Raw genomic sequence first — 26,769 nt, 5'->3', positions numbered from 1 at the left:
GTTTATAGTTTATTATATTTGTTAAGATACCATTTTACGGTCTTTTGAATACCAGTTTCAAAAGTTTCATTGGCACTCCATCCTAAATTATTTTCAATTTTGGAAGCATCAATCGCATAGCGGAAATCATGTCCGGGTCTGTCTGTTACATATTCTATCAACTCTTTATGAGGCGCTTGCTCTGGTCTTAGGTCGTCTAAGATTTCGCAAATTTTGCTGGCGATGTAAATATTTTGTCTTTCGTTTTTACCACCAATATTATAAGTCTCACCCAGTCTGCCTTCATGTAAAGCCAAGTCAATTCCTTTACAATGGTCATCGACATAGAGCCAGTCTCTTACATTTTTACCATCACCATAAATGGGGATAGGCTGTTTTTGAATGGCTTTTCGTATGATGGTAGGTATTAATTTTTCATCATGCTGGTGAGGTCCGTAATTGTTGGAGCAATTAGTGGTGACTACAGGAAATCCATAAGTATGGAAATAACTCCTGGCTATCATGTCTGATGAGGCCTTGGAGGCACTATAAGGACTGTTTGGAGCATAGGGGGTTTCCTCTGTAAACAAGCTGTCGTCATCTTCAAGGGTGCCGTAAACCTCATCGGTAGACACATGAAGAAACCTAGCGTTTTCAAATTCTTTTTTAAGTTGAAACGGTGATTTCATCCATAGGCTATAGGCCTGATGAAGCAGATTAAAGGTCCCAGTAATGTTGGTTTTTATAAACGCATCGGGGTTGGTAATAGAGTTATCGACGTGAGACTCTGCCGCAAAATGAAATACATATTCGAATTTGTACTGAGAAAACAATTCGCTTAAGAGTCTTGTATCACAAATATCACCTTCAATAAATGTGTAGTTTTCATGATCTGAAACTTCAACATTATCTAGGTTTCCGGCGTAAGTCAGTTTATCAAGGTTAACAAAGTGGTATTCCTTTTTAGGAACATAAAGATTTAGGAAATTAGATCCTATAAAACCGGCCCCACCAGTGACTAATACAGTTTTCATATATTTTGATTTTTATTCTTGTGTAGCGTTATTAAATATTTGCTCAAGGATCTTCTCTGTGATTAAGTAAGTAGGTTTCACCCCTGCAGTTCCTAATCCGCCCGAGGCTAAAGTACTTCCAGTTTCCAACGGATTATCACTGGCGTAATACGCATACCTTAATTTAACTTGATCTGATATATTACCTCTTAATTTGGCAGCTGCCTGTATCGCCTTTTGATAATGGGCTCCTTCCATTTCAAGACCGATCACATTCCAGGTGGAGTCGTGGAAGAATTTCAATAAGTCTTTGTTTTGTAGCGAAGTTCCTAATACGGTAACCATAGATCCATCGTAGACTCCCAAGCCTTGACCCTCAAAGTCAGAGGTTTTTAATTCGTTAGGAAACGGATAATTATCTGCCGTACCTTCAAATAAATGGGCATCCGGTATCATTAAATCTCCTTTACCTCCTTGTAGAATACCAGCTTTACCCATAATGGAAATAGAATCCACATTCATATAGGTTTGCTTGTCTTCGACTTTATAAGGTTTCAAAAGCTCATCCATAGTTTCGTAAGCTTGTTCACCAAAAGCATAATCCATCACAATAATTACGGGAGCATCTTCTTTTCCATGAAGTTCAGCATTCCCTTTGTAGTGACTTAGTTTAGCAAGATCAAAAATCTGAACATCGATATTCGTTCCACTATTATCTTTTAGTTCGATCATGCCTTCTTCAAGCGCCTTATCGTTTACTGTTTTCCTTAGTTTCACATTTTTGGGGCTACTCAACTCTTCGTAGACTTGAAAATTTGATTTTTCTTTGAGTGTATCTTCAAGTGCAATTGGCGAAAAGAGGGTATTCATGACAGAGTGCATATTTGCACTGATAATATGAACTTTTCTTTTTAATAAATCATGTTGATGTAATGTCTTTTTAATGGTGTTAGCCCAGACTTCGCCGTGGATATGATGACCCAGACGCTCTCTTACGATAGGGCTAAAAGTGATGACACGCTTATCACCATGAACCGCTTCACGAATAGCCAGTTTTCCGAGACTATGAATCAGATGCAAGAATTTATTAGGATTGTCTTTGGTTGCAAAGCGATCGTATACCTGATTGATTTCTGCAAAAGTTCGTCCCAGTATGTTGGCGGTGTGGGTTATGGCAATTTCTCTTTCATTCTGGGTTAAATCTCCCTCTTTAGAAACTGCTGCTGTCAACTTAACCCAATCTCTTGAGGTTTGTCCTGCTTCGTTGATGACTACCGCCTGCATGATTTTATGAGACTCTATGAACATAAAAGTAAGGTGAGTCAGAATATCATAAATTTCTGAACGTCCTCGAGTAATTTCAATATTCATCTGCTCCTCATCTATCCTGTAGCAATTTCGGCGACGCTTAGGAGGTATAATAGGCTTAAAGTGAGAATTAGAATAGCCTTCATCACTGGTAAGATTGATAAAGCTACATTCCTCAATACCTTCAGGAAGCCTTTCAATAATATACTGAAGGCCACTCAGTTCTACTTTGGACTCGGCAATCGTCCCGTAAATTTCTGGTCTAAGTGTGAGTAAAGCCTCCCTCAGAGTTTCTCCGGAAACCCCCATAGGCTTATAAAAGCCCCTAATAAAAAGGTGACGCATGGTAATGTACATGCGCTCTATGGCGTTGGTGCTTTCCTGCGCTCTATTTCTTCCTATATTTAAAGGTTCTGTCATATCTTTATTATTGTCTTATTAATCTAAATCTGTTTTACTAACTCGTCTGCAATTTTTCTATCATTGGAAAGTCTGGGCACTTTATTTTGTCCGCCAAGTTTTCCTACTGATTTCATGTACTCTTGAAATCCATTTTTAGGAACTTTAGTTATCACTAGAGTCTTAAGCATTTTTCCGCTTATTAAGTCTTTATAATAGGCGTTCTGTTCCTGAACTAATTCATCAATTCTTATACTAAAAGCCTTCAGGTCATCCGGTTCTTTTTGAAACTCAATGAACCATTCGTGATAAGGTAATCCTTCTTCAGGATTGATTTGGGGCGCTACCGTAAATTCATTGATTTGTACATCAAATTCTTTTGAGGCTGAAATTATGGACTTTTCAACTTCCTGAGCAATAACATGCTCACCAAAAGCAGAGGTAAAATGTTTGATTCGACCAGAAACTTTTAAGCGATAAGGGCTTGTATTGGTAAACATTACCGTATCACCCACATTATACCGCCATAAGCCTGCATTGGTCGATATTATCATGACGTAATTTACCCCAACTTCAACATCTCCAATAGTCAGTATTTGTGGGTCATGCTCAAAAAATTCGTCTGCTTTGATAAATTCATAAAACATTCCAGAATCCAGTTGCAAAAGCATTCCTTCTTCATTTCTAGTGTCCTGAAAAGCAAAAAAGCCTTCAGAGGCTGGATAAAGCTCGATACTGTCTACAGAATCCCCGATCAAATCTTCAAACTTAGACCTATAAGGCTCGTAATTGACTCCGCCATAGATAAACAATTGAAAATTCGGAAATAGCTCACTTATAGTTTTATCTGTTTTTTGATTCAATTTTTCAAAATAGGTCTGCACCCAGGAAGGGATACCACTAATGATGGTCATGTCCTGATCATAAGTCTCTTCGACGATGGCATCGATTTTTTTATTCCAATCGGGTATAGAATTAGTTTCCCAGCTTGGAAGACGGTTTTTTTGTAAATAAGCAGGAATGAAATGAGCTACAATACCCGAGAGTCTTCCAAAGTAAATCCCGTTTTTCTTGTCAAGCTCCGGACTGCCCTGGAGAAAAATCATTTTACCATCTACAAATTTAGAATTCCCTGTTTCAGCAATGTAACACAAAATGGCATTTCTGGCTGCATTGGTATGGTTGGGTATAGACGCTTTCGTTAATGGAATATACTTCGCACCACTGGTAGTTCCCGACGTCTTTGCAAAATATAAAGGTTTACCAGGCCATAAGACATCTTCTTCTCCATCTACAGCTCTATCGACATAGGGTTTCAATTCCTCATAATCCTGGATAGGAACTTGATTAAAAAAATCATGAAAGTTTTCTATGGAATCAAATTTATGATCCTTACCAAACTTTGTTTTTCTACCCTCAGCCACGAGCTCCTTAAACACTTTTAACTGGGTTTCCAAAGGACGTGAAGACCAGCTTTTGATTTGTGATGCTATGTATTTAGCAAATAGCTTTGCTCCAAAGGATTTTAATGACATAGACTATTGTTATTCAAAATTAATGTAATCTGAAGGATTTACTGGATATCCATCTACCCATAATTCGAAATGCAAATGAGGACCGTAAGAAAATTCTCCTGTATCGCCCACTACTGCAATAGCTTCTCCTGCTGTCACAAGTTCACCCTGAGTTTTTAATAAAGAATCGTTGTGTTTATAAACAGATATCAACCCAAAATTATGCTCAATGATAATCACATAACCAGTCTCTACGGTCCATTCTGCAAAAATAACTGTCCCGTCTAGAGTAGCTTTTACGGGCTCGTTTTTCTCAGTTACGATATCCACAGCATAATGCTTTTGCTCTGCATTATACACTTCAGAAATTCGGCCAGTTACCGGTGGAAATAAAGTAAAATTTGTACTAAAAGTTGCTCTTTCCAGTAAACTGTATTTATCTTCTTGTTCCACTTTGGCTCTCAAAATAGAATCCTGTTCTGAAGCCGATAAATTAACAGATTCGGCTTCAACTTTTTTAAAATCTTTATCCAGATTCATAGTCTGAGTGTCTAATGAATCGATCTGACCTGAGAGGATATTTCTGATGGATTTAAAATAAGTCGAATTCTGGTTGACAACAGCCGTTAAGGAATCCACTTTGAGCGTTAGTCGAGTTGCTTTGTTTTTTAATGCTGTAGAAGAATATCCTGGAATGTATTCTCGTATAGGGGTAAAAGCAATTAAGAGAGCTGTCCCAGAAACCAAAATTAAGGCAGAAAAAGCAGATAGGATGATCACATTTAGTTTGGAAAGTTGAAAAGATAAGCGCTCTTCAAACGTATCCTCGTTTAAAATCACCAAACGGTATTTATGAAGCAGTCTTTGCTTTATTTTTGGCTTGTCTTTTTTTGATGATTCCATAAGTATTAAACTCGTGCAAAGATAGAATAAAGTTAATTTATGTAGGTTTTAGATGCATAAACCTTTGAATTAGATTTTTATCACTAATTTTGTATTAAATTTAAAGTTATGAATGCACTTAATGTAATAATGGGAATGGTAGGTCCATGGCAATGGGTTATCATTGGTATTGCGATTCTTCTTTTATTTGGTGGAAAGAAAATACCAGAATTGATGCGTGGCTTGGGAAGTGGTATTAAAGAATTTAAGGATGCTTCCAAAGAAGATGAAACCAATGAAAGTAATAACGAATCGAAGTCTATAAAATAGAATTAGATTCTGTAGCTTAAGATACACCCTGTTTACTTTGTATACAGGGTTTTTTGTTGGTCAAGTTTTTTTAAGCTAAATACTTTTCCATCGAAAACTCCGTAGGTATAGTGTACAATCCAGTCTCCAAGATTGAAATAAGTTGAGTTTTCCCCCACCTCTATTTCCATAGGCAAATGCCGGTGACCAAATACAAAATAATCGTAATGTTTGTTTTCCAATTTTCGTTTGGCATAAAGGGCTAACCATTCATTATCATCTCCTAAGAACTTTGAGTCCTCATCTCCAGAGATTAGCTTATTTTTTACAGAAAGGTGTCTTGCCAGTCGAACTCCCAAGTCTGGATGCAACCATTTGAACATCCATCTCGACAAAGGATGAACAAATACCTTTTTCATGCGTTTATAGCCTTTATCTCCGGGACCTAAACCATCTCCATGTCCTAGAAAAAAAGATTTATCATTAAAACTGAACTCTTGAGGTTTGTGAAAAACTGGAATATTAAGCTCTGTTTCAAAGTAGTCTTTCATCCACAGGTCATGATTTCCAACAAAATAATAAATCTCTATTCCAGAATCTTTTAATTCTGCAAGTTTACCAAGTGTTCTTACAAAACCTTTTGGGACGACTTCTCTATATTCGAACCAAAAATCAAATAAATCGCCAAGTAAAAATATAGTATGCGCGTCTGCTTTGATCTCATCGAGCCAGTTGATAAAAATCTTTTCTCGCTTTAGGCTATCAGCATGGGTTGGAGCCCCTAAATGATTATCGCTGGAAAAATAGATTTTTTTACCCTCAGGAAGTTTCATGCAGTCATATTATGCTTCAAATATACTGAAACCCAAATTATTCATTAGAACTTGTTCCAATGAATAATCGAATAAGAAAATTCTACCATTTCTATGTTTCTGCAAAACACCAAAATGGTGATTTTCTAACTCGGGGTTAACCCTGTCTAGATGCAAGTTGTTCTGATCATTCTTAGCTTTCTATTGCATAAGTCGGATTAAACCTTAAAAATACAGATGATGAAGTTTTAGCTAAAATTTAATGACCCTAGAATCTAGAATCTATTACATTTGAAATTCGACCAAATTACACATACCTATGAAAACTAAAATTAACTATGCAGTTTTTTTGTTTATTATCACCTTAACTACTGGTTTTGCGCAGGTAAAATCCATTACTCCTGGTCAAGACTTCACATCTATTAAAGTATCTACAGGTTTGTTTGTTGATATTATTACTGGGGCTGAAGAGAAGAAAATTGACATTAAAGGTTCGGCTAGAGATAAAGTTGATGTTGAAGTAGATGATGGTGAATTACAATTAAGTTTACCCGTAGGACAATTGTTTACTGAAGCTGAAATCTTAATTACGGTATATACAGATGTGGTTGAGGAGCTTAAAGTGAGAAGCGGCTCTGAAGTAGAATTCAATACCACAGTAGATCAGAAAGAATTAACGCTTATTGCTTCTGAGGGCAGTTATATTGGCGGCGAGTTAAAGCTCAAAACCTTATCAGTAAAATCTGTTACCGGAGCGAGTGTTAGTGTTGTTGGATCTGCAACCACAACAAGTGTTGAAGTGAAAACAGGAGGTTCTTACGATGGAGATGGTTTAACAACTGAAACGACTAGCGTAAGCGTAAGTTACGGAGGAGAAGCTACTGTTCATGCTACAGACACATGCTCTGCTAATGTAACGGCAGGAGGGTCTATAGAGATTTTTGGTAATCCGTCAACCTTAAGTCAAAAAACTAAGCTGGGTGGTAACATTAAAGTTATTGAATAAAAGGATGATAAGTTTATGAAACAGCCCTTATTGGCATTTAATCCTAACGGAATTTATTGTGCTGAAGCCGATGTCTACCTAGACCCTTGGAGAAAAGTTGATAAAGCAATAATATCTCATGGCCATGCCGACCACTCGCGCTGGGGCAACAAAAAATACATCACGCATCATAATAATATTCCTATCATCAAACACAGGCTTGGTGATATTGATGTAGAGGGTAAGGCTTACGGTGAAACCTTTGTCATTAATAACGTCAAGTTTAGCTTGCATCCTGCCGGACATGTGATTGGAAGTTCTCAAATACGTGTAGAACATAAGGGCGAGGTTTGGGTGTTTTCTGGAGATTATAAAGAGGAGGTAGACGGTGTATCTACACCTTTTGAACCTGTAAAATGCGATACCTTTATCACCGAATGTACCTTTGGCCTTCCTGCTTTCAAATGGAAGCCTCAAGCTGAAGTGATGCAGGACATCAATCAATGGTGGGCAGACAATAAAGCAGATGGACGAACTTCTGTCTTGTTTGGATACTCCCTAGGAAAAGCACAGCGACTTCTGAAGCACTTGAACCCGAAAATAGGAAAAATTTACACTCATGGAGCCATCGAGAATATGACTGAGGTCCTAAGACCGATGGTCGATTTCCCAGAAACGATTAGGGTCACCCGGGAGACTACAAAAAAGGAGTTGAATGGCAATTTAGTCATCGCTCCGCCAAGTGCGCACGGAGGTACCTGGATACGTAAGATGGTGCCTTATGTGACCGCTTCTGCCAGTGGATGGATGACCTTCCGTGGCGCAAGGCGTCGACGGGCCATAGATAAAGGCTTTGTCATGAGCGATCACTGTGACTGGGATGGTCTATTGAATAGCATTAAAGCTACCGGTTGCGAAAAAGTGATTTGTACTCATGGCTATACCGATATTTTCTCTAAATACCTTCGTGAACTCGGTTATGATGCCAGAACAGAGGCTACGCAATACGACGAAGAATCTGCCGACTCGGATTTGTAAATACTTTTTGATAACTCATTGTAGTTTAGACGAGACTATTCTATCAAAGAAAATATTGTACTCAATTTAAAGTTTGTTCTCAAGACCTCACAGGTTTTAAAAACCTGTGAGGTCTTGAGATAAATTTTTAAAATTGCTTATCAAAAAACGATTTCAATTTTTTTAAGAAACCTGTAACATTTCAGCAAAAATCTGACATATAGATAATGTATAACTAAAATCTATGTTCAGATGAATACACTTCGCCTACTTAATGTTTCCAAAACCTATAAAAACGGTGTTAAGGCCTTAGATAATGTCTCCATTGAAATCAACTCTGGGATGTTTGGGCTTCTAGGTCCTAATGGAGCTGGAAAATCTACGCTAATGCGAACCATCGCCACCTTACAACAACCCGATCGTGGAGAAATTCATCTGGATGACATCGATATTTTAAATCAGAAAATGGATTTGAGAAAAGTCTTAGGCTATCTGCCTCAGTCTTTTGGGGTGTATCCAAAACTCTCTGCCGAAAATTTACTGCATTATTTTGCTGAATTGAAAGGGGTTGCCAACAAAGCAGACCGGAAGAAAATTGTAGATTATGCTTTAGAAGTGACTAATCTATACAGCGTCAAAAACAAATATGTGGCCGGCTACTCTGGCGGGATGAAACAGCGTTTCGGTATTGCCCAGTTATTGCTGAATAGCCCTAAGCTTATAATTGTTGATGAGCCTACTGCCGGCCTAGACCCAGCAGAACGCCACCGTTTCCTCAACGTTTTGAGAGAGATAGGGACCAATCATATCGTGATCTTATCCACTCACATAGTAGATGATGTCAAAGAACTTTGTACCGATATGGCCATCCTGAACGGAGGTAAACTTTTATGCCATAAAAAACCAGCTGATGCAGTTCTGGACCTAAATGGCAAGATTTGGGGACAAACCATAGATCGAGAAGAGTTAGAAAACTTTGAGACAAGGTTTAACTTAATTTCTTCAAATTATAATCAAGATAATTCTTTGAATATTCGCGTTTACGGAGACGTAAAGCCCGGAGAAGAGTTTGTGCAAGTCCAGCCAGATCTAAGCGATGTGTATTTTGTTCACCTCAAAGCAGACGAAACCGAAGCTGTTAACTCTTAATCTTAATTCACATGTTTTCTACAATCTTTTCCTTTGAGATTAAGTCCTGGTTAAAAACACCTATTACTTATATCTATTCTATCATCATGTTCCTGTTTGCCTTTTTTACAATGGCTGCAGCTGGAGGGCTCTTTGATAATTTTACTGTAACGACGACCTCACCTACATATCAAAATACGGCCTTAGCTATTAATGATCTAATCAATAGCTTGTCGGTATTTTTATACTTTTTACTGCCGTCCATCATTGGAGCCTCGATTAGTAAAGATTTTAAATATGAGATGCATCAAGTCTTGTATTCTTATCCTATTTCGAAGGGCAGCTATTTGTTCGCCAAATTTTTGAGCGCCTTGAGTATCATTATTCTAATCATTTTTTTCATCTGTTTTGGGGTGCATCTGGGGACTGTTTTTCCAGGCACCAATCCAGAATTATTTACAGAGTTTGATGTTTGGAATTACATTCAACCGCTCTTGCTTTTTGTACTTCCAAACATGATATTTTTTGGGGCTGTGGTCTTTGCGGTTGTCACCTTTTCAAGAAATATATTTATAGGCTTCATCAGTGTTTTGATTTTAATTATCGTTCAAGGTTTGGCGCAAACGCTTACGGCAGATATCGATAATAAAGCCTTAGCTGCCCTTATCGATCCACTTGGAAGCTCGGCGCTTAGATTTGAGACTGAATACTGGACCGTTTTTGATAGAAACAACAACTATCTGCCCTTTCACGGTTACATCGTTTACAACAGAATACTTTGGTCTGCTGTGAGTCTCTTGATCTTTGCATTTGTCTTTTTCAAATTCAAATTCAATCAGCAGGCTATACAATTTAAGCTGTTCAAAAGCAAAGCTGAGCGTGTTATCAAACGAAATTTTGGAAGTTTAACCCAGATCAAGTTACCACAGGTTAGCAAAGCTTATCACTTTAAGCACTGGCTTAAAATGGCCTGGAAACATAGCCGCTTTGAAGCCGCTTATATCTTCAAAAACTGGGTGTTTATTTCCTTTGCCTCTGTCACTGTTCTTATCACTCTTATCACTCTGGCTGTAAGAACTCCTATTTACGGCACCTCAACGTATCCTGTGACAAGGGAGATGATGGACAATGCTTCAGGGGTGGTAAGTGGATTTATGATCATCATAACCTTTTTGATTGTAGGAATTCTAATTAATAGAGCGAAAAGCACCAACATGAATCAAATTATAGACGTGACGCCTTTCCCTAACTGGTCATTCTTGCTAGCCAAATTTATTGCTGTTTTCAAAATGCAGGCCTCTTTTTATTTCCTGGCTTTAGTCTTGGCTATTGGTGTTCAAATCTATAATGGCTACTATAAATTTGAAATAGACTTATACCTGTTTCGATTTTTTGCAATCGATTACCTGAGGGTTTTATCATGGACGATTATGGCATTCCTATTCCATACGCTTATCAGAAATCATATCGTCGGGTTTGTGTCCCTTCTTGCATTTCTGATTCTACTTTCATTTTTTCCACAGCTGGGGATTGAACAAAGTATTTTTAGATATGCGAGCGGTGGAGGAGCTACCTACTCCGACATGGCAGGCTACGGCCCGGGACTCACAGTATTCTACATCTACAGACTATACTGGCTGGCCTTAGGTGTCGTACTCTATGTCCTGGCGGTTTTATTTTACCGGAGAGGTGTTGCCTATTCTGCTAAACAGCGCTTAGAACGTTTTCAGAAGAATTTGAGCTCTTCTTACAAAGTAGTTATAGGTCTAGGACTTTTAATCTTTATAGGAATAGGCTCCTGGATTTATTATAATGATAATATTTTAAACGACAGGTATACAGGTAAAGAGCGAGAGCAGCTTCAGGTCGATTATGAAAATCAATATGCTCATTTAAAAGATCTCGATCAACCTAGAATTACAAGTGTTTCAGTAGATTTAGATTTATATCCTGAAAAGCGTGATCTGAAGGCGAAAGGAGTGTATTTATTAAAAAACAAAACCCAATTCCCTATCGATTCTGTAGTTATTTCATTGAACGACTATAAACAATCCTACAGCTTCGACAGAGAGGGCAAAGTCGTTCTAAAAGACAGTTTGTACGATATAGAAATTCTCAAATTTGATGAAGCTTTAGAGCCTGGCGAAGAAGTCGTATTTAGGTTTGAGATGGAGAACGAACCCAACACGATATTGAATTCGAATTCTCCGGTAAGAACCAACGGAATCTTTATCAACAATAGGATTTTTCCAAGTTTTGGATATAACGATAGCTATGAGATTCAGAACAATAAAACCCGAAAGAAATACGATTTAGAGCCCAAGGAAAGAATGATGTCTCCTTACGACTCTACTGCTTTAGGGAATACTTATATTTCTGATGACGCCGATTGGATAGATTTTGAAACGACGATATCGACTTCCAAAGATCAAATAGCTATTGCCCCAGGATATTTACAAAAAGAATGGGTAGAAGGTGATAGAAAATACTTCCATTATAAAATGGACAAAAAAATACTAAATTTTTACGCCTTCAATTCAGCTGAATATGAAGTCTACGAAGATCAATGGAAGGATGTTAAGCTTCAGATCTTCTATCATAAGCCACATGATTATAATGTAGAAAGAATGGTAAATTCTGCTAAGAAATCGCTGGCTTATTATTCTGAAAATTTTAGTCCTTATCAGTTCAAGCAACTTCGGATTTTAGAATTTCCTTTAACCTCGGGCAGTTTTGCACAATCTTTTGCAAATACGGTTCCCTATTCTGAAGCCATCGGTTTCATAGCCAAAGTGGATGAGGAAGATGATGAAAGTGTAGATTATCCCTTTAGTGTGACTTCTCACGAAGTGGCACACCAATGGTGGGCGCACCAGGTGATTGGAGCCAATGTAAGAGGAGCTACATTACTGTCTGAAAGCATGTCTGAATATAGCTCCTTGAAAGTATTGGAGAAGGAATACAGCGCAGAGCAGATGCGTACCTTTTTGAAAGACGCCTTAGATAAATATTTGAGGGGGCGCCGTTTCGAAAACCAGAAAGAACTACCCTTGATGTTTAACGAAAATCAGCAGTATATTCATTATAGAAAAGGCTCTTTAGTCTTGTATGCCATGAGTGACTATCTGGGTGAAGAAAAAATGAATTCCATTTTAGCCTCTTATATCGATAAGGTCGCTTTTCAGGAACCTCCTTATACGACTTCGGTTGAGTTTGTTGGTCTTTTGAAAGAAAACACACCAGACACACTGCAGTACCTCATCAAAGATATGTTTGAAACTATCACATTGTATGATAATGAAGTGACTGAGGCTGCTTACAGAGTGCTTGATGATGGTAGATACGAAGTCACTTTTAATGCCAACGTCTTAAAGTACCGATCTGACGAAAAAGGAGAGAAAGAGTATCTTAACAGTGAAGGTGAAGGCTTGAATCTAGAAACTGAGGAAGATGAAAAAGAATTGAAATCTTTTCCTCTTAAGGATTATATTGAAGTTGGAGTATTTGGTAAATCTAAAGAGTCCATTGACGGTTTAAAAAAAGAGAATGTCCTTTACCTGGAAAAAAAGTTAATTTCAGAAATTCAAAATGAGTTTACCATCATTGTTGAGGAACTACCTATAGAAGTCGGTATCGATCCTTACAACAAATTGATCGACACCAATTCTGGAGATAATCGAATGGAGTTAAAGGTTGAGAAATAGAGATGAATGCTGAGAACTTTGTGAGTTAGGGGGCTGTCCTGCTTGGATGATTTGGTATGCAGGAGCACTAAACTAATATACTATAAAAGAATTCATTAAAAAGAGGTATCAACTGGTCATTCTGCCAGACTAACGTCAGTCAGGCGGACTGGTCTAAAATTAAATTTTCTAAGGTGAAATGTCAAGTTTTGAAATTCAATTGTTTACGTTTCACCTGTTTTCATTTGAATGGTTTAAGTGAAGAGTAAGGAGGTGTTCGTTTACAGATCTAAAATGTATGTGGGGAGCTAAAAATTAGAGGAAATAAATCTGGAATAATTACAATTTGGATCTCGGTATTTATCAAACGTAGCATTAACTTAGAATCGAAAACAATATGCAGAAAAGACTATTCCTCGTATTTCTCTTTCAGTTTGCGGGAAAGTAGGAGAATAAATAATAGGACGATAATACAGAGGCATACCAAAATACCTAAAATGCCTGTAAAGCTTTTTTTATCTCCAACAAGATCGTCGGGGTTGACGAGAGTCCCGCTAAAAATGAGCAGGCCTATTGCCGAAACGATTAGAAAATAAATAAAATACTTCATATGGCGTTTAATTAAACAAGCCTTGGATATTGGCAACAAATAGCTTCACTGCTATGGCTAGCAAAATTACACCAAATATCTTCCTTACCACAGAAATTCCCTGTTTTCCCAGTATTTTTTCAATTTTTTTGGAGGATTTTAAGACTGCATAAACAACAATTACGTTTAAAACAATGGCTACGATGATATTGGGCGTATCAAATTCAGATTTAAGAGACAGGATAGAAGTCATAGTTCCTGCGCCGGCGATTAAGGGGAAAGCAAGAGGAACAATTGCAGCTGTTTCTGGGGCATCATCTTTGTAAAGCTGAACACCGAGAATCATCTCTATAGCAAGAAAGAAGATGATAAACGCTCCGGCCACCGCAAACGAATTCACATCTATCCCAATAAGATTAAGAATGGTTTCCCCTACAAATAGGAACACAATCATCAAAATACAGGCGACTATTGAAGCCTTTTCACTTTGAATGTGACCTACTTTTTTCCTTAGGTCTACTATGATAGGAATGCTTCCTACAATATCAATCACAGCAAAGAGAATCATGCCTGCGGTAAAAATTTGTTTAAAATCGAACATAAGGTTTATTCTGAAATTTTTTGCAAAAGTAATTCGGTGTTATGGATTGACAATCGCCTAAATATCAATTAAAAACAAATTTGTGTTAAATAATTGTTGCTGAATTTCATTTTAGAAAAGACCTTTAAATAAAGGAATTGAATCTTATAATTCCACTAACTTTGCAAAATGATTAAAATTGACAAAACTCTCATTTCAGAATCTATTATTGATACAGAATTTGCCTGTAACTTATCGGCCTGCAAAGGGGAATGTTGTGTTGCTGGAGACGCCGGCGCTCCTTTAGACCAGGAAGAATTAGCGATTTTGAAAGACATCTACCCAAAAGTAAAACCTTTTCTTAGAGCTGAAGGCATCCAGGCTATCGAAGAACAGGGGACTCATATTATGTCAGATTTTGACGAACCAGAAACGCCTCTGGTGAAGGGTAAAGAATGTGCTTACGTCAATTTTACTGAAAACGGTACAGCCCTCTGTGGCATCGAATCTGCCTACCGTGCTGGCGATATCGATTTTAAAAAACCAGTTTCCTGTGAGCTCTACCCTATTCGAGTTCAAAAACTCTCCGAGTTACAAGCCGTAAATTACGACAGATGGGATATTTGCAGTGATGCCTGTACCCTTGGTAAAAGTTTAGAAATGCCTGTCTATAAATTCACTAAAAACGCATTGATTAGAAAGTTTGGCCAAGACTGGTATTCAGAATTGGAACAACGAGCAACCGAAATCAATTCATAGCACTTCTAATGTGCTACCGTTTGAGCTTTAAATTCAACAAATCATAAAATTGAATTTTGTAACTATTGAGAGCTTACTATTGATAAGCCTCAACAGCAATTGTGGAAAACTTTGTGGATAACTTTTAGGGGAATCCAAGTCTTTTTTAGTGTTTTATTTTCATATTTGTTTAGAACTAATTTAAATACCAAACCTCTCAAAATCATAATACTATGGCGCAGATCGAACCTATCTTAGAAGAAAATGAAAATAGATTTGTACTCTTCCCAATCAAACATCACGACATCTGGGAGTGGTATAAAAAATGTGAAGCAAGCTTCTGGACTGCGGAAGAAATAGATCTCCATCAGGACCTTTCCGATTGGAAAAATAAGCTCAATGATGATGAGAAGTATTTCATAAAACACATCCTTGCGTTCTTTGCAGCTTCCGATGGGATCGTGAATGAAAACTTGGCTGAAAACTTCGTGAATGAAGTTCAATATACAGAAGCTAAATTCTTCTATGGCTTCCAAATCATGATGGAAAATATCCATTCCGAAACTTATTCTTTATTAATAGACACGTATGTGGATGATGATAAAGAAAAAGACAAGCTTTTCAAGGCTATCGAAAATTTCCCTGCCATTAAGAAAAAAGCTGACTGGGCTTTAAAATGGATTGAATCCGATTCGTTTGCGGAACGTTTGATCGCTTTTGCTGCGGTAGAAGGGATTTTCTTTTCTGGAGCCTTTTGTTCTATTTTCTGGTTAAAAAAGAGAGGTCTCATGCCGGGACTTACCTTCTCTAACGAATTAATTTCAAGAGATGAAGGTGTGCACTGTGACTTTGCAGTTCATCTTCATAACGAACATTTGGTAAATAAGGTACCTAAGGAGCGTATCCGTGAGATTATTGTGGATGCACTAAACATAGAAAGAGAGTTTGTTACAGAATCTCTACCAGTAAGTTTAATCGGTATGAATTCTAACTTAATGACGCAATACCTGGAGTTTGTTACTGATAGATTGCTCGTAGAGTTAGGTTGCGACAAAGAATATGGAACTTCCAATCCATTTGACTTTATGGACATGATTTCTCTGCAAGGAAAAACCAACTTCTTCGAAAAACGTGTTGGAGAATACCAGAAAGCAGGCGTCATGAACAAAAATAAAGAGGAAGACAGTAAAATTAGTTTCGACGCAGATTTTTAAATGAATCATCTATTGTTTCTATGGTTGCTATTGCCTCTATAGCAGCCATAGAAACCATAGCAGCTATAACGACTAACAAAATGCTGAGTCTGTGAGCTATCGTAAACTCGAAATATGGCAATTAGCTCGAGATTTAACGATTGAGGTTCATAAAATGACCTTGAAGTTACCTAAAATATGAAATGTATGAGGAGGCTAGTCAAATAAGAAGATCCATGAAATCGGTAAGATCTAATATAGTTGAAGGGTATGGAAGAAGACGTTATAAAAATGATCACATAAGATTTATAGTTTATGCTCTTTCCTCTAATGACGAAACTGTAGATCACTTAGAAATGTTATACGAGACGGGGTCTTAAAAAGACAAAGAATTATTTTACAACCTGCGAGAGCGTATTCAAAAGTTAGGAATAAAGATCAATAATTTTTTACAAGCAATAGAAAAAGTTAACTAGTATATATAAAGTCACGAAAACTTTAGATACCATAGGAACAAAAGAAACAATAGCAGCTATAGTAACCATAGAGAAAAGAGACTATAGATACTATTAAAATAAATGAATTCACAATAAAACTACTTCATTATGCACGTCATCAAAAGAAATGGACAAAAAGAGCCTGTAATGTTCGACAAAATTACAGCAAGAATCAAGAAACTTTGTTATGGACTTAATCCTCTTGTAGAACCTACAAAAGTTGCTATGCGTGTAATAGAAGGTTTGTATGATGGGGTAACCACAAGCGAACTGGATAATCTTGCCGCAGAGGTGGCGGCAACCATGACCGTAAGTCATCCAGACTATGCGCATCTAGCTGCTAGAATTTCGGTGTCGAACCTTCACAAGAACACCAAGAAAACCTTTAGTGAAGTAATGACAGACCTTTATGAGTATGTCAACCCTCGTAACAATAAAAAGTCTCCTCTTATCGATGATGAAGTTTACAACATCATTCAGGATAATAAGGACCTCATCGACTCTAGAATCATCTACAGTAGAGATTTCAACTACGATTATTTTGGATTTAAGACTTTAGAACGTTCCTATTTACTTAAACTGAACGGAAAAATTGCTGAACGTCCACAGCATATGTTGATGCGTGTCTCCATAGGTATACATGGTGAGGATTTAGAATCTGCATTGCAGACTTACGAATTGATGTCCAAAAAGTACTTTACACACGCGACACCAACCCTGTTTAACGCTGGGACACCAAAACCGCAGATGTCTTCATGCTTCCTCTTAACCATGAAAGATGATAGTATAGACGGGATCTATGATACTTTAAAGCAAACAGCTAAAATTTCTCAATCTGCAGGTGGTATTGGTTTATCTATTCATAACATTAGAGCGACTGGTTCTTACATTGCCGGAACCAACGGGACTTCCAATGGTATTGTGCCTATGCTGAGAGTCTTTAATGATACGGCAAGATATGTCGATCAGGGAGGTGGTAAGCGAAAAGGCTCTTTTGCGATGTACGTGGAGCCATGGCATGCCGATATTTTTAGCTTTTTAGATCTTAAGAAAAATCACGGAGCTGAAGAAATGCGAGCACGTGATTTATTCTACGCCATGTGGATTCCGGATTTATTCATGAAGCGAGTGGAAGAAAACTCTACCTGGACGTTAATGTGTCCAAACGAATGCCCAGACCTTTACAATGTACATGGTGAAGAGTTTGAAAAACTATATACCAAATACGAAGAAGAAGATAAAGGTCGTAAAACCATCAAAGCAAGAGAGCTGTGGGAGAAAATTCTAGAATCTCAAATTGAAACTGGAACCCCTTACATGTTATACAAAGACTCTGCTAACCGCAAGTCGAATCAGAAGAATTTAGGAACCATCAGGTCTTCGAATCTATGTACTGAAATTCTGGAGTACACCAGTCCTGATGAGGTTGCAGTATGTAACCTGGCTTCCATCGCCCTTCCTATGTTTGTGAAGAACGATAGTTTTGACCACAAGGAGTTGTATAAAACGACTAAGCAGGTGATCAAAAACCTTAACAAGGTCATTGATAGAAACTATTATCCTGTGAAGGAAGCTGAAAATTCTAACATGCGTCACAGACCCGTTGGTTTAGGAATCCAGGGACTTGCCGATGCCTTTATCATGCTAAGAATGCCGTTTACTTCGGATGAAGCTAAGAAGCTGAATCAGGAGATTTTTGAGACCTTATACTTTGCTGCCGTAGAATCCTCTATGGAGCTGGCCAAAGTAGAAGGACCTTATTCGTCTTATGAAGGCTCACCAATTAGCAAAGGAGAATTTCAATATAACTTATGGGGTTTAAAAGACAAAGACTTAAGTGGTCGTTGGGACTGGAGTAAATTGAGAGATAAGGTCATGAAACATGGCGTACGAAACTCTTTATTAATGGCCCCAATGCCTACCGCTTCTACGTCACAGATTTTGGGCAACAACGAAGCCTTTGAGCCTTACACGTCTAATATTTACACCAGACGCGTACTTTCTGGAGAGTTTATTGTCGTGAACAAACACTTATTGAAAGACCTGGTAAGCTTAGGCCTATGGAATGATGATGTGAAAGATGCGATTATGAGAGCCAATGGTTCTGTTCAAAACATCGACATTATTCCAGATGATATCAAAGAACTGTACAAAACGGTTTGGGAGCTTTCTATGAAAGATATCATTGATATGTCCAGACAACGAGGATATTTCATCGATCAGTCTCAGTCGCTTAACTTATTTATGGAAGGAGCCACCTTTGCGAAGCTGACGTCAATGCATTTCTACGCCTGGAAGAGCGGTTTAAAAACAGGTATGTATTACCTCAGAACCAAATCTGCTGTCGATGCGATTAAGTTTACGTTGAAAAACGACAAGAAAGAGAAAGAAGTCCCTAGCCAGGTAGCTGAAAAAGCGGCGAAAACCTATCAGGAAGCCCAGACGCAACAAGTCAGTGTCTCTGATGATTCGTCCTTGAGCCCAGAAGAGCTCAAAGCCCTAATCAAACAATCCAAAGAGTCTGAAGGCGACGACTGCTTGATGTGCGGATCTTAATCAAGAAGAAGTTTATTAAATAATAAAACCCCCAGTTCATGAGTGATGACTGGGGGTTTTTAATTTTAATATTAAGAGATCACATAAAAAGCCTGGCCAAAGAGGAAGGTTTTGTCTTTAGAAACTGGAGCTATTGTGACCTGATGACCAAAATAAAATACAAAGCTGAAAAGGCAGGTATTGAATTAATCATAGATTGATGATCTAAAAAAAGAGGGGGCTTGTACACTCGCAGGGTGAGGTTGAAAACTAACACTCACTAAATGCAAATAGCATATACAACGCGTGGGTTTTTCTTATTTTAAAAAAACTTACTTCATTAGCAATAATAATGAAGTAAAGACAGCATAAATAAAAGTTAAAACTTAAATATTTAACACTTTACACCTAGAAGTTACTTTATTTCTTTTTAAATTAATCTCGTTAATTTATCAACTTCCAATTTTGATGAGTAAATAACAAGGTGTTGCAACACCAGCTGTACAGTTTGTATGGATTATAAAGTAAATTGGATTTATAACTCCATCTTCTTAAAACAAATGTTTAACTGAACTCAAATTCTGAGTTCATAAATTTTAAATTATGAAATTATTAAAAAATCCTTTTTTGGAACAGTATTTTTATTGGCTTTAGGATCAACCTCTTTCGCTAGTTCTAATTCATCTGAAAATATAGATGAAGCTTTCGAATACGACTGTGTGGCTGTCACTCTATCGTGTGGCGTTTCAGGTGATGCTTGTGGCGTATCAACCGAACAGATTTTAACTCAAGTAACTTACGCTGAAGAATATTGGTGTGGTGATTAAACTTTCAATTATTAATTTAGGGTAAGTATATAATAACTCACCCTTTTTTATAAATGAGATCTAAATTTAAATTATGAGAAAAGTATTTGTAAGTTGTTTATTGTTAGTTGTTAATCTTGTTTATAGTCAAGCAAAGGAAAATTCTAATGAAAATGTTTCAGATTATAAGATAGAATATCAATTAAATTATCAACCTAATAAGGAAGATAAAGATATTAGAGAATCTGAAATCATGTATCTATATATTTCAAATGGTAAGTCCAAATTTGGGAGTGAAGGGAAAATAAAAGGAGACTCTATAATGTCAAGTCAAAAAGGTACTAACAAAAGTAGGTCAAATTTTATGCAATTAATGTCTAAAATCCCTGAAACCAAATTTGATTATATTGTATATAAAAATGTACCTAAAGGAAGTATTACTTTTATTCAAAATATTTTTAAAGATTGGTACAAGTACGAAATAGACAAGAAAATATTTGAGTGGGAAATCTTACCTGAAACTCAAAATTATAAAGGATTTAAAGTTCAGAAAGCAAAGACTAATTTTGCAGGAAGAAAATACGAAGCTTGGTTTACAACTGAAATTCCAATTTCAGAAGGACCTTATAAATTTAATGGACTCCCAGGTTTAATTTTAAAATTAAATGACCAAAAAGCACATTATGTTTTTGAGATGATTGGTGTTAAAAAATTAAATAGAAAATTGAATTTAGAAATTCCAAACAAGAATTTCATAAGTGCTTCAAAAACAGAACTTAAAGAATTAGTAGAGGATGATAAAAACAATCCTATGAAAGCCATTGAAAGTTCAGGAATAAGTATAGGGTTCAGTGAAAAGCAAAAGAAGGAATTAAAAAAATCAAGAATGTTTAGAAATAATCCCATTGAATTGGAGTAGTTTGATATGAGAAAGTTATACTTATCATTTTTATTCACACTCATATTTGCTTTTAGCAATGCTCAGAAACTAGTTTGTCAATTTGAATATAATACCCCCGCCAAATTCGAACCATTATTTAAGTTCTAAACAATTAACTTTAAACAATGGAAAACACGAAAAAGCACAACGTAAATTCACCTCAAATTTTATGAAAAAGTATGTATTCATATTTTTTATATGCTTGATTGTTTTTAAGGTAAAAGGTCAGGATTTAGAAAAATTCAACGCTAATTATAAAGTTACATATAGACTTAAATATAGTCCAGATTCTACGAATATCGATTACAAATCAACTGAAGATTTTTATTTATTCATTGGTGATAACAAATCTAAGTTTTTGAGCATCAATAAAAAAAGAAAAGATTCGATTAGGGGTGAAATGATAAAAAACTTTAATGGTTCTATAGATTTAACTCAGATTAAAATACCAAAGACTAAATTCAATGAAATTATTTTCAAAGATTATATAAGTGATCAAATTAAGGTGACAGATAGAATTGGAGGTGACGTATTTTTATATACTGAAAATATTGCACCATATACTTGGGAAATTGGCCAAGATGTAAAAATTATCAATGATTTTAAAGTTCAAAAAGCTATAACTGAATTTGCAGGACGTAAATATGTGGCCTGGTTTACAAAAGAAATATCTATACCAGAAGGACCTTACAAATTTGATGGTTTGCCTGGTCTAATTGTACAAATAAATGATAATGAAAACCATTATAGCTATCAACTAATTTCTTTTGAGAAATTGAAAGAAAAAAAGGGAATTGAAGATTTTGATAGTACTAAAAGTTATATAAAAACAACTAAGAAAGGTTTAAGTCAAACTAAGCAGGATTTTTATGATAACCCAATACAGAGAATAAAAGAAAGTGGTTTATCTTTTAATTTGACTCCTCAGGATAAGCGAAGAATAAAAGAAAAATATAGGAAGCTAAACAACCCCATAGAACTGCAATAATTTGAGGAAAGCTTTTCTTTATGTGTTGACATTAGCAGTCTTTTCAAGTTATGCCCAATCCCATCTTACAGGAAAAGTGCTTAATGAAAATGATCAAGGATTAAGCGGAGCTACGGTGATGGTCAGTAAAGATTCTACAGGAACTATTCTAGCTTATGGCATTAGTAGTGGGGAAGGGAATTTTAAAGTGAAGCTGAATTCAGAATTAGATAGCCTTTATCTAAAAATATCTTACATAGGCTATAAATCTAAGTCACAGGTAATCCAGAATACAGACCAAAAACTAGAGGTGCAGCTATTTCCATCTTCAGAAGAGCTTAAGGAAGTCTTAGTCAAGTCAAAAGAAATAGAACAAAGAGGAGATACCCTCAATTATTCAGTTTCAGCTTTCACTGACCAAAAAGATCGCGTCATTGCCGATGTACTCAAAAAAATGCCAGGCATAGAAGTTATGCCCGGAGGACAAATCAAATACCAAGGAGAGCCTATTGAAAAATACTATATAGAGGGTTTGGATTTATTGGAAGGACGTTATAGCCTTGCCAATAATAATATTGCTGCTAAGGATGTGTCTCAAGTCCAAATTCTGGAAAATCACCAACCCATCAAAATGCTGGATAGTCTTGAATTTTCGGAACGTGCATCACTTAATATCAAACTTAAAAAAGAAGTGACTGTAAGCGGAAATGCAGAGCTTGGATCAGGATTTTCACCTTTGTTATGGAAAGCCAGAGTTACGCCCATGCTGTTTACCAAAAAGAATCAGGCTATTGTGACTTACCAGGCCAACAATACAGGAAATGATGTCTCTGCAGAAATAAGAGATTTTACAATAGAAGACTTTGGACGGGAAGAGTTTGATATTACTAAGAAAGATTTACTTTCTATCAGGCAACTTGCAGAACCTCCTTTCTCTCAAGAACGCTGGCTGGATAACAATGTACATCTAGGGTCTGTCAATTATTTAATCCGGCTAAAAAAAGATATTGACTTAAAGGCAAACGTCTCTTATCTTAATGACGCCCAAAAACAAATCGGAAATACTCAAACTCGCTTTTTCACGCCAACAGATACCATTGATTTATTAGAAAACACTAGCAACGATTTGTTTATAAATTCCTTGCAGTCAAAGTTTACATTGGAACGAAATACAAATGATAATTATCTAAAGAACAAACTTGAAATCAATGGATTTTGGAATACTCAGCGAGGATTTATAATCAATAATAGCACTGAAGTCCAACAGCAATTGACCAATCCCTATTCTGCTATCAGAAATAAATTACAATTTCTAAAGCCACTGGGTAAACAACTGGTGACATTTAGATCCAATACAGGCTATACTGAAGCTAACCAAAGCCTACAAATATCTCCTGGACAATTTGAGACTTTATTGAATGATGGCGAAGCCTATCAGAAACTACAGCAAACCGTCGAAACCAATACTTTTTTTACAGATAATACAGCTGGATTCACCAAAAAAATTAAAGGTGTAGCGGTTTCTCCTGAAGTTGGTATCTCAGTCAAAAATGAATTCTTGGGAAGTCAGTTAAGGGTTTTAGATACCAATAGGCAAGAAACATTAGGAGGTGATTTTGAAAACAAACTTGATGTTTTAAGTTCACGCTTTTATCTTACAAGTAAATTCATTTACAAAAGAAATAATTGGAATATAAGGTTGACCACTCCAGTCAGTTTTAGAAGTTTTGATATTGAGGATAGGTCTTTAAATGAAAACCAAGATCTAAGTCGCCTTACTTTCGAGCCAAACTTATATATTAGAAAAAAAATTTCACCCTTTTGGAGAACTAGTATTTCTGCTAATCTCAGCAATGATTTTGGTGACATCCAGCGCTTATATTATGGATTTATTCTTAACAACTACAGAAATTTACAGCGCTACAATTCTCCGATACCAGAAAATTTTAGCCAGAATTACTCTTGGCGGTTGAGGTTTAGAAACCCCTTAAAATCGCTATTTGCTAATCTTTCTTACTCTTTTAATCGGACAAAACGAAATTTGCTTTATAGTAACGAAATTGGACTTAATGCTGCTACAATTTTCGAAGCCATAGAGCAGGATAACTTTTCTAATTCTCATAGGATCAACACCAAGGCAAGTAAATATTTCAGAACTATAAGTACCACTTTAAGTATTGGAGCCAATTACATTTTTTTCAATCGTGAACAAATTTTAAACTCTAATTTAGCTGATGTAAAAAATCAGAATATAGGTTTCAATTTCGATCTAGAATCTGAAATTACGGACTGGTTAAGTTCTAGCTATACAGGGAATATTAATTATCTACAAACTCGATTTGAAACCAGTACATTTGATGAAATACAAACCCAACAACATGAAATAGATCTCTTTTTTTATTTGACAGATAATCAATATTTCAGTTTAAATTCAGAATACTATTACAACAACATTTCAGAAGACAACCAAGAGAATTACTTTTTGAATTTCAACTACCAATATACCTTTGAAGAACTAGGCTTAGACCTCAATGCAAGTTGGAATAATGTTTTGAATACTGATGAATTTGTAAGAGTTTCCAACACCGAATTTTCCTATGTGCAAAGTACTTATCTTTTGAGACCTTCTCAATTTTTAGTATCAGTTAAGTTTTTATTTTAGTGCTTCAATTGAGACTGAATAACGAGTTCATTTTAATGTCCAACCTTGAAACTAATAAAAGCAATTCTATCTATTTTGATCAAAAAAAATTCTTTGGTTACATGAAAAAGGTTAATATTTGACATTGATAGTGTAATTTTTTTTTTACATTCCAGTGAAGGTAAAAGCGATAACATTTGACTGAATACATAACCTGCTAATAGATATATACGCTTGAATCTATGGTAGGTTTCCGCTTCTAAAAATAGCTTATAAATGACCCAAAAGAGCTTTAGAATAAGAGAAGCCTTAGCCAAGTAAATAAATAAATCCATTAGCTTTTGTTTTTGATGAGTTCTAAGATATCTTCTAGATCTTTCTCTGAAATCTTATCCTGCTGGGCAAAAAATGACACCATGTTTTTATAAGATCCGTCAAAAAAGCGAGAAGAGGTGTGTTCCATAATTTTCTCGCTGTAAGTTTTTCTATCGATGACAGGAAAGTATTGATGGCTTTTCCCAAAGGCTTGATGGGCCACATAGCCCTTATCCTCTAGCAGCCTCACCATGGTCGACACGGTGTTGTAATGCTGCTTGCCTTCAAGCTCACTAATGATTTCTTTGACAAAAGCTTTTTTAAGTTTCCACAAAACTGCCATGACCTCCTCCTCTTTGGCCGTTAATTTCTCTGATGCTTTCATAGATAATCTAATTATAAAAACAAATATAAACTAAAAAAACAGTTATGTAACTAAAAAAGCAGTTTTTAACATTTTGATATTCAGGTATCTTCTGTTTTTAAAAGATCTTGAGTCCTTTTAATGCAATTGGCTTTACTTAAGGTTACTACTGTAGAACAAGAATTCCTTACATTTGAACCAAAACCAAAGACATGCCTACCTGGGAAACTCTTTTATCTTTAAAGCGCCAAGGCGATACCAATAAACGTATTCGTAAAGAACAGGACGATACTCGCCTGGGATTTGAAGTGGATTACGACAGGATTATATTTTCTTCAGAATTTAGGAGTTTACAAGATAAAACCCAGGTCATACCTTTATCGAAAACCGACTTTGTGCATACCCGACTCACTCACAGTCTGGAAGTTTCGGTGGTGGGCCGATCCTTAGGGAGACTGGTGGGTAAAAAGGTCTTGGAAAAGCATCCTCAGTTGAAAGCGACCCACGGTCATCACTTTAATGATTTTGGCGCTATTGTAGCCGCAGCCGCTTTGGCTCACGATATTGGTAATCCTCCTTTTGGCCATAGTGGAGAGCGAGCAATAGGTGATTATTTTAAGTTTGGGAATGGCAAACGTTTTCAATCACAGCTCTCAGACCTGGTGTATCAGGACCTCACAAAGTTTGAAGGCAATGCCAATGGTTTTAAATTACTCACCGATGATAATTACGGGTCTCCTGGAGGCTTAAGGTTATCTTATGCCACCTTAGGCGCCTTTACCAAATACCCTAAGGCTTCTTTACCCCATAAACCTACTAAGCAGGTAGCGGATAAGAAGTTTGGTTTCTTTATTCAGCAACAAGAAAAATTTAAGGATATCGCCGAGGAACTCGGACTTGAAACCAATTCTGATCACGGCGAAGTCCGATACAAGCGACACCCTTTGGCCTTTTTAGTAGAAGCGGCGGATGATATTTGTTATACCATCATCGATTTTGAAGACGGGATCAATCTGGGATTGATTCAGGAAGACTATGCTCTGGAGTACCTTTCTAAAATCGTCCATAAAAACATCAACACCGATAAATATTCAAAACTGTCCACCACCAAAAACCGAATCAGTTACTTACGATCTTTGGCTATTGGAGCACTTATTGAAGATGCCGTGCACATCTTTATGGAGAATGAGGAGGCTATACTGAATGGAGACTACCATTTTGCACTGATGGATCAATCAGCTTATAAAGTACAGATTGAAGATGTGATCAACATCAGTGTCAAGAATATCTATCAGAGTCAGGAAGTACTAGATAAAGAGATCGCTGGCTACAAAATTCTGACTCAGATTTTAGATGATTTCACCACTGCTGTGGAACACGAGCATGCCGGTAAAGCTTCCAATTTCGATAAGCTCATTCTCAAGAATTTTTTGAAGGACTTCAACTTCTCTACTAGCGCTTTGGAAGACTGGCTAATCAATGTCTGTTCTTTCGTGGCATCTCTCACCGATAGCAATGCCTTGCGAACCTATCGGAAGTTGACGGGGAGTGATCTTTAGAAAGATCGAATGACGA

General features: G+C 36.6%; 22 protein-coding genes. 15 read left to right on the top strand and 7 right to left on the bottom strand.

From position 1 onward, the window contains the following. Nucleotides 1–2: 2 nt before the first annotated feature. From rfbB to F598_RS0102235, 4 genes are read right to left on the bottom strand one after another with little or no spacing between them, the layout of a single operon-like run. The gene (rfbB, locus tag F598_RS0102250) at nucleotides 3–1,013 is read right to left on the bottom strand and encodes a dTDP-glucose 4,6-dehydratase (RefSeq protein ID WP_019037393.1); all 1,011 of its coding nucleotides are present in this window, start codon (nucleotides 1,011–1,013) and stop codon (nucleotides 3–5) included. A 12-nt stretch (nucleotides 1,014–1,025) separates the two neighbouring features. Beyond that, the gene (locus F598_RS0102245) at nucleotides 1,026–2,720 is read right to left on the bottom strand and encodes a DUF6909 family protein (RefSeq protein ID WP_019037392.1); all 1,695 of its coding nucleotides are present in this window, start codon (nucleotides 2,718–2,720) and stop codon (nucleotides 1,026–1,028) included. A gap of 23 nt (nucleotides 2,721–2,743) precedes the next feature. Next, nucleotides 2,744–4,234: a GH3 family acyl-acid amido synthetase gene (locus F598_RS0102240; RefSeq protein WP_019037391.1), complete on the bottom strand. Its 1,491-nt coding sequence runs from the start codon at nucleotides 4,232–4,234 to the stop codon at nucleotides 2,744–2,746. Between the two features lie 9 nt (nucleotides 4,235–4,243). Continuing rightward, complete coding sequence (locus tag F598_RS0102235; protein WP_019037390.1) at nucleotides 4,244–5,116, bottom strand: M23 family metallopeptidase; 873 nt, start codon at nucleotides 5,114–5,116, stop codon at nucleotides 4,244–4,246. A 108-nt stretch (nucleotides 5,117–5,224) separates the two neighbouring features. Here F598_RS0102235 and F598_RS0102230 point away from each other — a divergent pair, with 108 nt between their 5' ends. Continuing rightward, complete coding sequence (locus F598_RS0102230; protein WP_019037389.1) at nucleotides 5,225–5,425, top strand: Sec-independent protein translocase subunit TatA/TatB; 201 nt, start codon at nucleotides 5,225–5,227, stop codon at nucleotides 5,423–5,425. A 32-nt stretch (nucleotides 5,426–5,457) separates the two neighbouring features. On the opposite strand, the gene F598_RS0102225 is transcribed toward F598_RS0102230, so the two are convergent. Further along, nucleotides 5,458–6,237 carry a UDP-2,3-diacylglucosamine diphosphatase gene (locus tag F598_RS0102225; protein WP_019037388.1) on the bottom strand — a complete coding sequence of 260 codons (780 nt, stop codon included), beginning with the start codon at nucleotides 6,235–6,237 and terminating at the stop codon, nucleotides 5,458–5,460. Nucleotides 6,238–6,535: 298 nt separating this feature from the next. Here F598_RS0102225 and F598_RS0102220 point away from each other — a divergent pair, with 298 nt between their 5' ends. From F598_RS0102220 to F598_RS0102205, 4 genes are all read left to right on the top strand, one after another. After that, nucleotides 6,536–7,222: a head GIN domain-containing protein gene (locus tag F598_RS0102220; RefSeq protein WP_019037387.1), complete on the top strand. Its 687-nt coding sequence runs from the start codon at nucleotides 6,536–6,538 to the stop codon at nucleotides 7,220–7,222. Nucleotides 7,223–7,237: 15 nt separating this feature from the next. Then, nucleotides 7,238–8,239 carry a ligase-associated DNA damage response exonuclease gene (locus tag F598_RS0102215; protein ID WP_019037386.1) on the top strand — a complete coding sequence of 334 codons (1,002 nt, stop codon included), beginning with the start codon at nucleotides 7,238–7,240 and terminating at the stop codon, nucleotides 8,237–8,239. Between the two features lie 231 nt (nucleotides 8,240–8,470). Further along, nucleotides 8,471–9,367 (top strand): ABC transporter ATP-binding protein, encoded by an 897-nt coding sequence (locus F598_RS0102210; RefSeq protein ID WP_019037385.1) that lies wholly within the window; start codon nucleotides 8,471–8,473, stop codon nucleotides 9,365–9,367. A gap of 11 nt (nucleotides 9,368–9,378) precedes the next feature. Further along, entirely contained in the window at nucleotides 9,379–13,050 is a 3,672-nt protein-coding gene (locus F598_RS0102205) for a M1 family aminopeptidase (protein WP_019037384.1), read from the top strand. A 596-nt stretch (nucleotides 13,051–13,646) separates the two neighbouring features. Here the strand turns inward: F598_RS0102205 and F598_RS0102195 are convergent. After that, entirely contained in the window at nucleotides 13,647–14,219 is a 573-nt protein-coding gene (locus F598_RS0102195; protein WP_019037382.1) for a MarC family protein, read from the bottom strand. A 168-nt stretch (nucleotides 14,220–14,387) separates the two neighbouring features. On the opposite strand from F598_RS0102195, the gene F598_RS0102190 reads away from it, so the two are divergent. The 9 genes from F598_RS0102190 (at nucleotide 14,388) to F598_RS0102150 (ending at nucleotide 24,536) form a co-directional block, all read left to right on the top strand. After that, nucleotides 14,388–14,957: a DUF3109 family protein gene (locus F598_RS0102190; protein WP_019037381.1), complete on the top strand. Its 570-nt coding sequence runs from the start codon at nucleotides 14,388–14,390 to the stop codon at nucleotides 14,955–14,957. Between the two features lie 212 nt (nucleotides 14,958–15,169). After that, a complete protein-coding gene (locus F598_RS0102185) occupies nucleotides 15,170–16,150 on the top strand; it encodes a ribonucleotide-diphosphate reductase subunit beta (protein WP_019037380.1) in 981 nt (326 codons plus the stop codon). 215 nt (nucleotides 16,151–16,365) lie between these two features. Continuing rightward, nucleotides 16,366–16,509 carry a four helix bundle protein gene (locus F598_RS15505; protein WP_245539737.1) on the top strand — a complete coding sequence of 48 codons (144 nt, stop codon included), beginning with the start codon at nucleotides 16,366–16,368 and terminating at the stop codon, nucleotides 16,507–16,509. A 225-nt stretch (nucleotides 16,510–16,734) separates the two neighbouring features. After that, nucleotides 16,735–19,182, top strand: a complete 2,448-nt coding sequence (locus tag F598_RS0102175; protein WP_019037378.1) for a ribonucleoside-diphosphate reductase subunit alpha — start codon at nucleotides 16,735–16,737, stop codon at nucleotides 19,180–19,182. Nucleotides 19,183–19,220: 38 nt separating this feature from the next. Then, a complete protein-coding gene (locus tag F598_RS15235) occupies nucleotides 19,221–19,382 on the top strand; it encodes a hypothetical protein (protein ID WP_019037377.1) in 162 nt (53 codons plus the stop codon). 423 nt (nucleotides 19,383–19,805) lie between these two features. Next, a complete protein-coding gene (locus F598_RS0102165; RefSeq protein WP_019037376.1) occupies nucleotides 19,806–19,988 on the top strand; it encodes a hypothetical protein in 183 nt (60 codons plus the stop codon). A gap of 73 nt (nucleotides 19,989–20,061) precedes the next feature. Next, entirely contained in the window at nucleotides 20,062–20,886 is an 825-nt protein-coding gene (locus F598_RS14275; RefSeq protein WP_019037375.1) for a GLPGLI family protein, read from the top strand. A 190-nt stretch (nucleotides 20,887–21,076) separates the two neighbouring features. Beyond that, entirely contained in the window at nucleotides 21,077–21,895 is an 819-nt protein-coding gene (locus F598_RS0102155; RefSeq protein WP_026302462.1) for a GLPGLI family protein, read from the top strand. A 1-nt stretch (nucleotide 21,896) separates the two neighbouring features. Beyond that, a complete protein-coding gene (locus F598_RS0102150) occupies nucleotides 21,897–24,536 on the top strand; it encodes a carboxypeptidase-like regulatory domain-containing protein (protein WP_026302461.1) in 2,640 nt (879 codons plus the stop codon). Nucleotides 24,537–24,849: 313 nt separating this feature from the next. Here the strand turns inward: F598_RS0102150 and F598_RS0102140 are convergent, their stop codons facing one another. Then, on the bottom strand, nucleotides 24,850–25,215 hold the full coding sequence (locus F598_RS0102140; RefSeq protein WP_019037371.1) for a BlaI/MecI/CopY family transcriptional regulator: 366 nt from the start codon (nucleotides 25,213–25,215) through the stop codon (nucleotides 24,850–24,852). 191 nt (nucleotides 25,216–25,406) lie between these two features. On the opposite strand from F598_RS0102140, the gene dgt reads away from it, so the two are divergent. Next, complete coding sequence (gene dgt, locus F598_RS0102135) at nucleotides 25,407–26,753, top strand: dGTP triphosphohydrolase (RefSeq protein ID WP_019037370.1); 1,347 nt, start codon at nucleotides 25,407–25,409, stop codon at nucleotides 26,751–26,753. The last annotated feature ends 16 nt before the right edge of the window (nucleotides 26,754–26,769 follow it).

Source organism: Psychroflexus tropicus DSM 15496, from assembly GCF_000378765.1.
Lineage (GTDB): Bacteria > Bacteroidota > Bacteroidia > Flavobacteriales > Flavobacteriaceae > Psychroflexus > Psychroflexus tropicus.
Note: the sequence above shows the minus strand (reverse complement) of the source record. Positions and strands in the feature narration are given on the sequence as shown.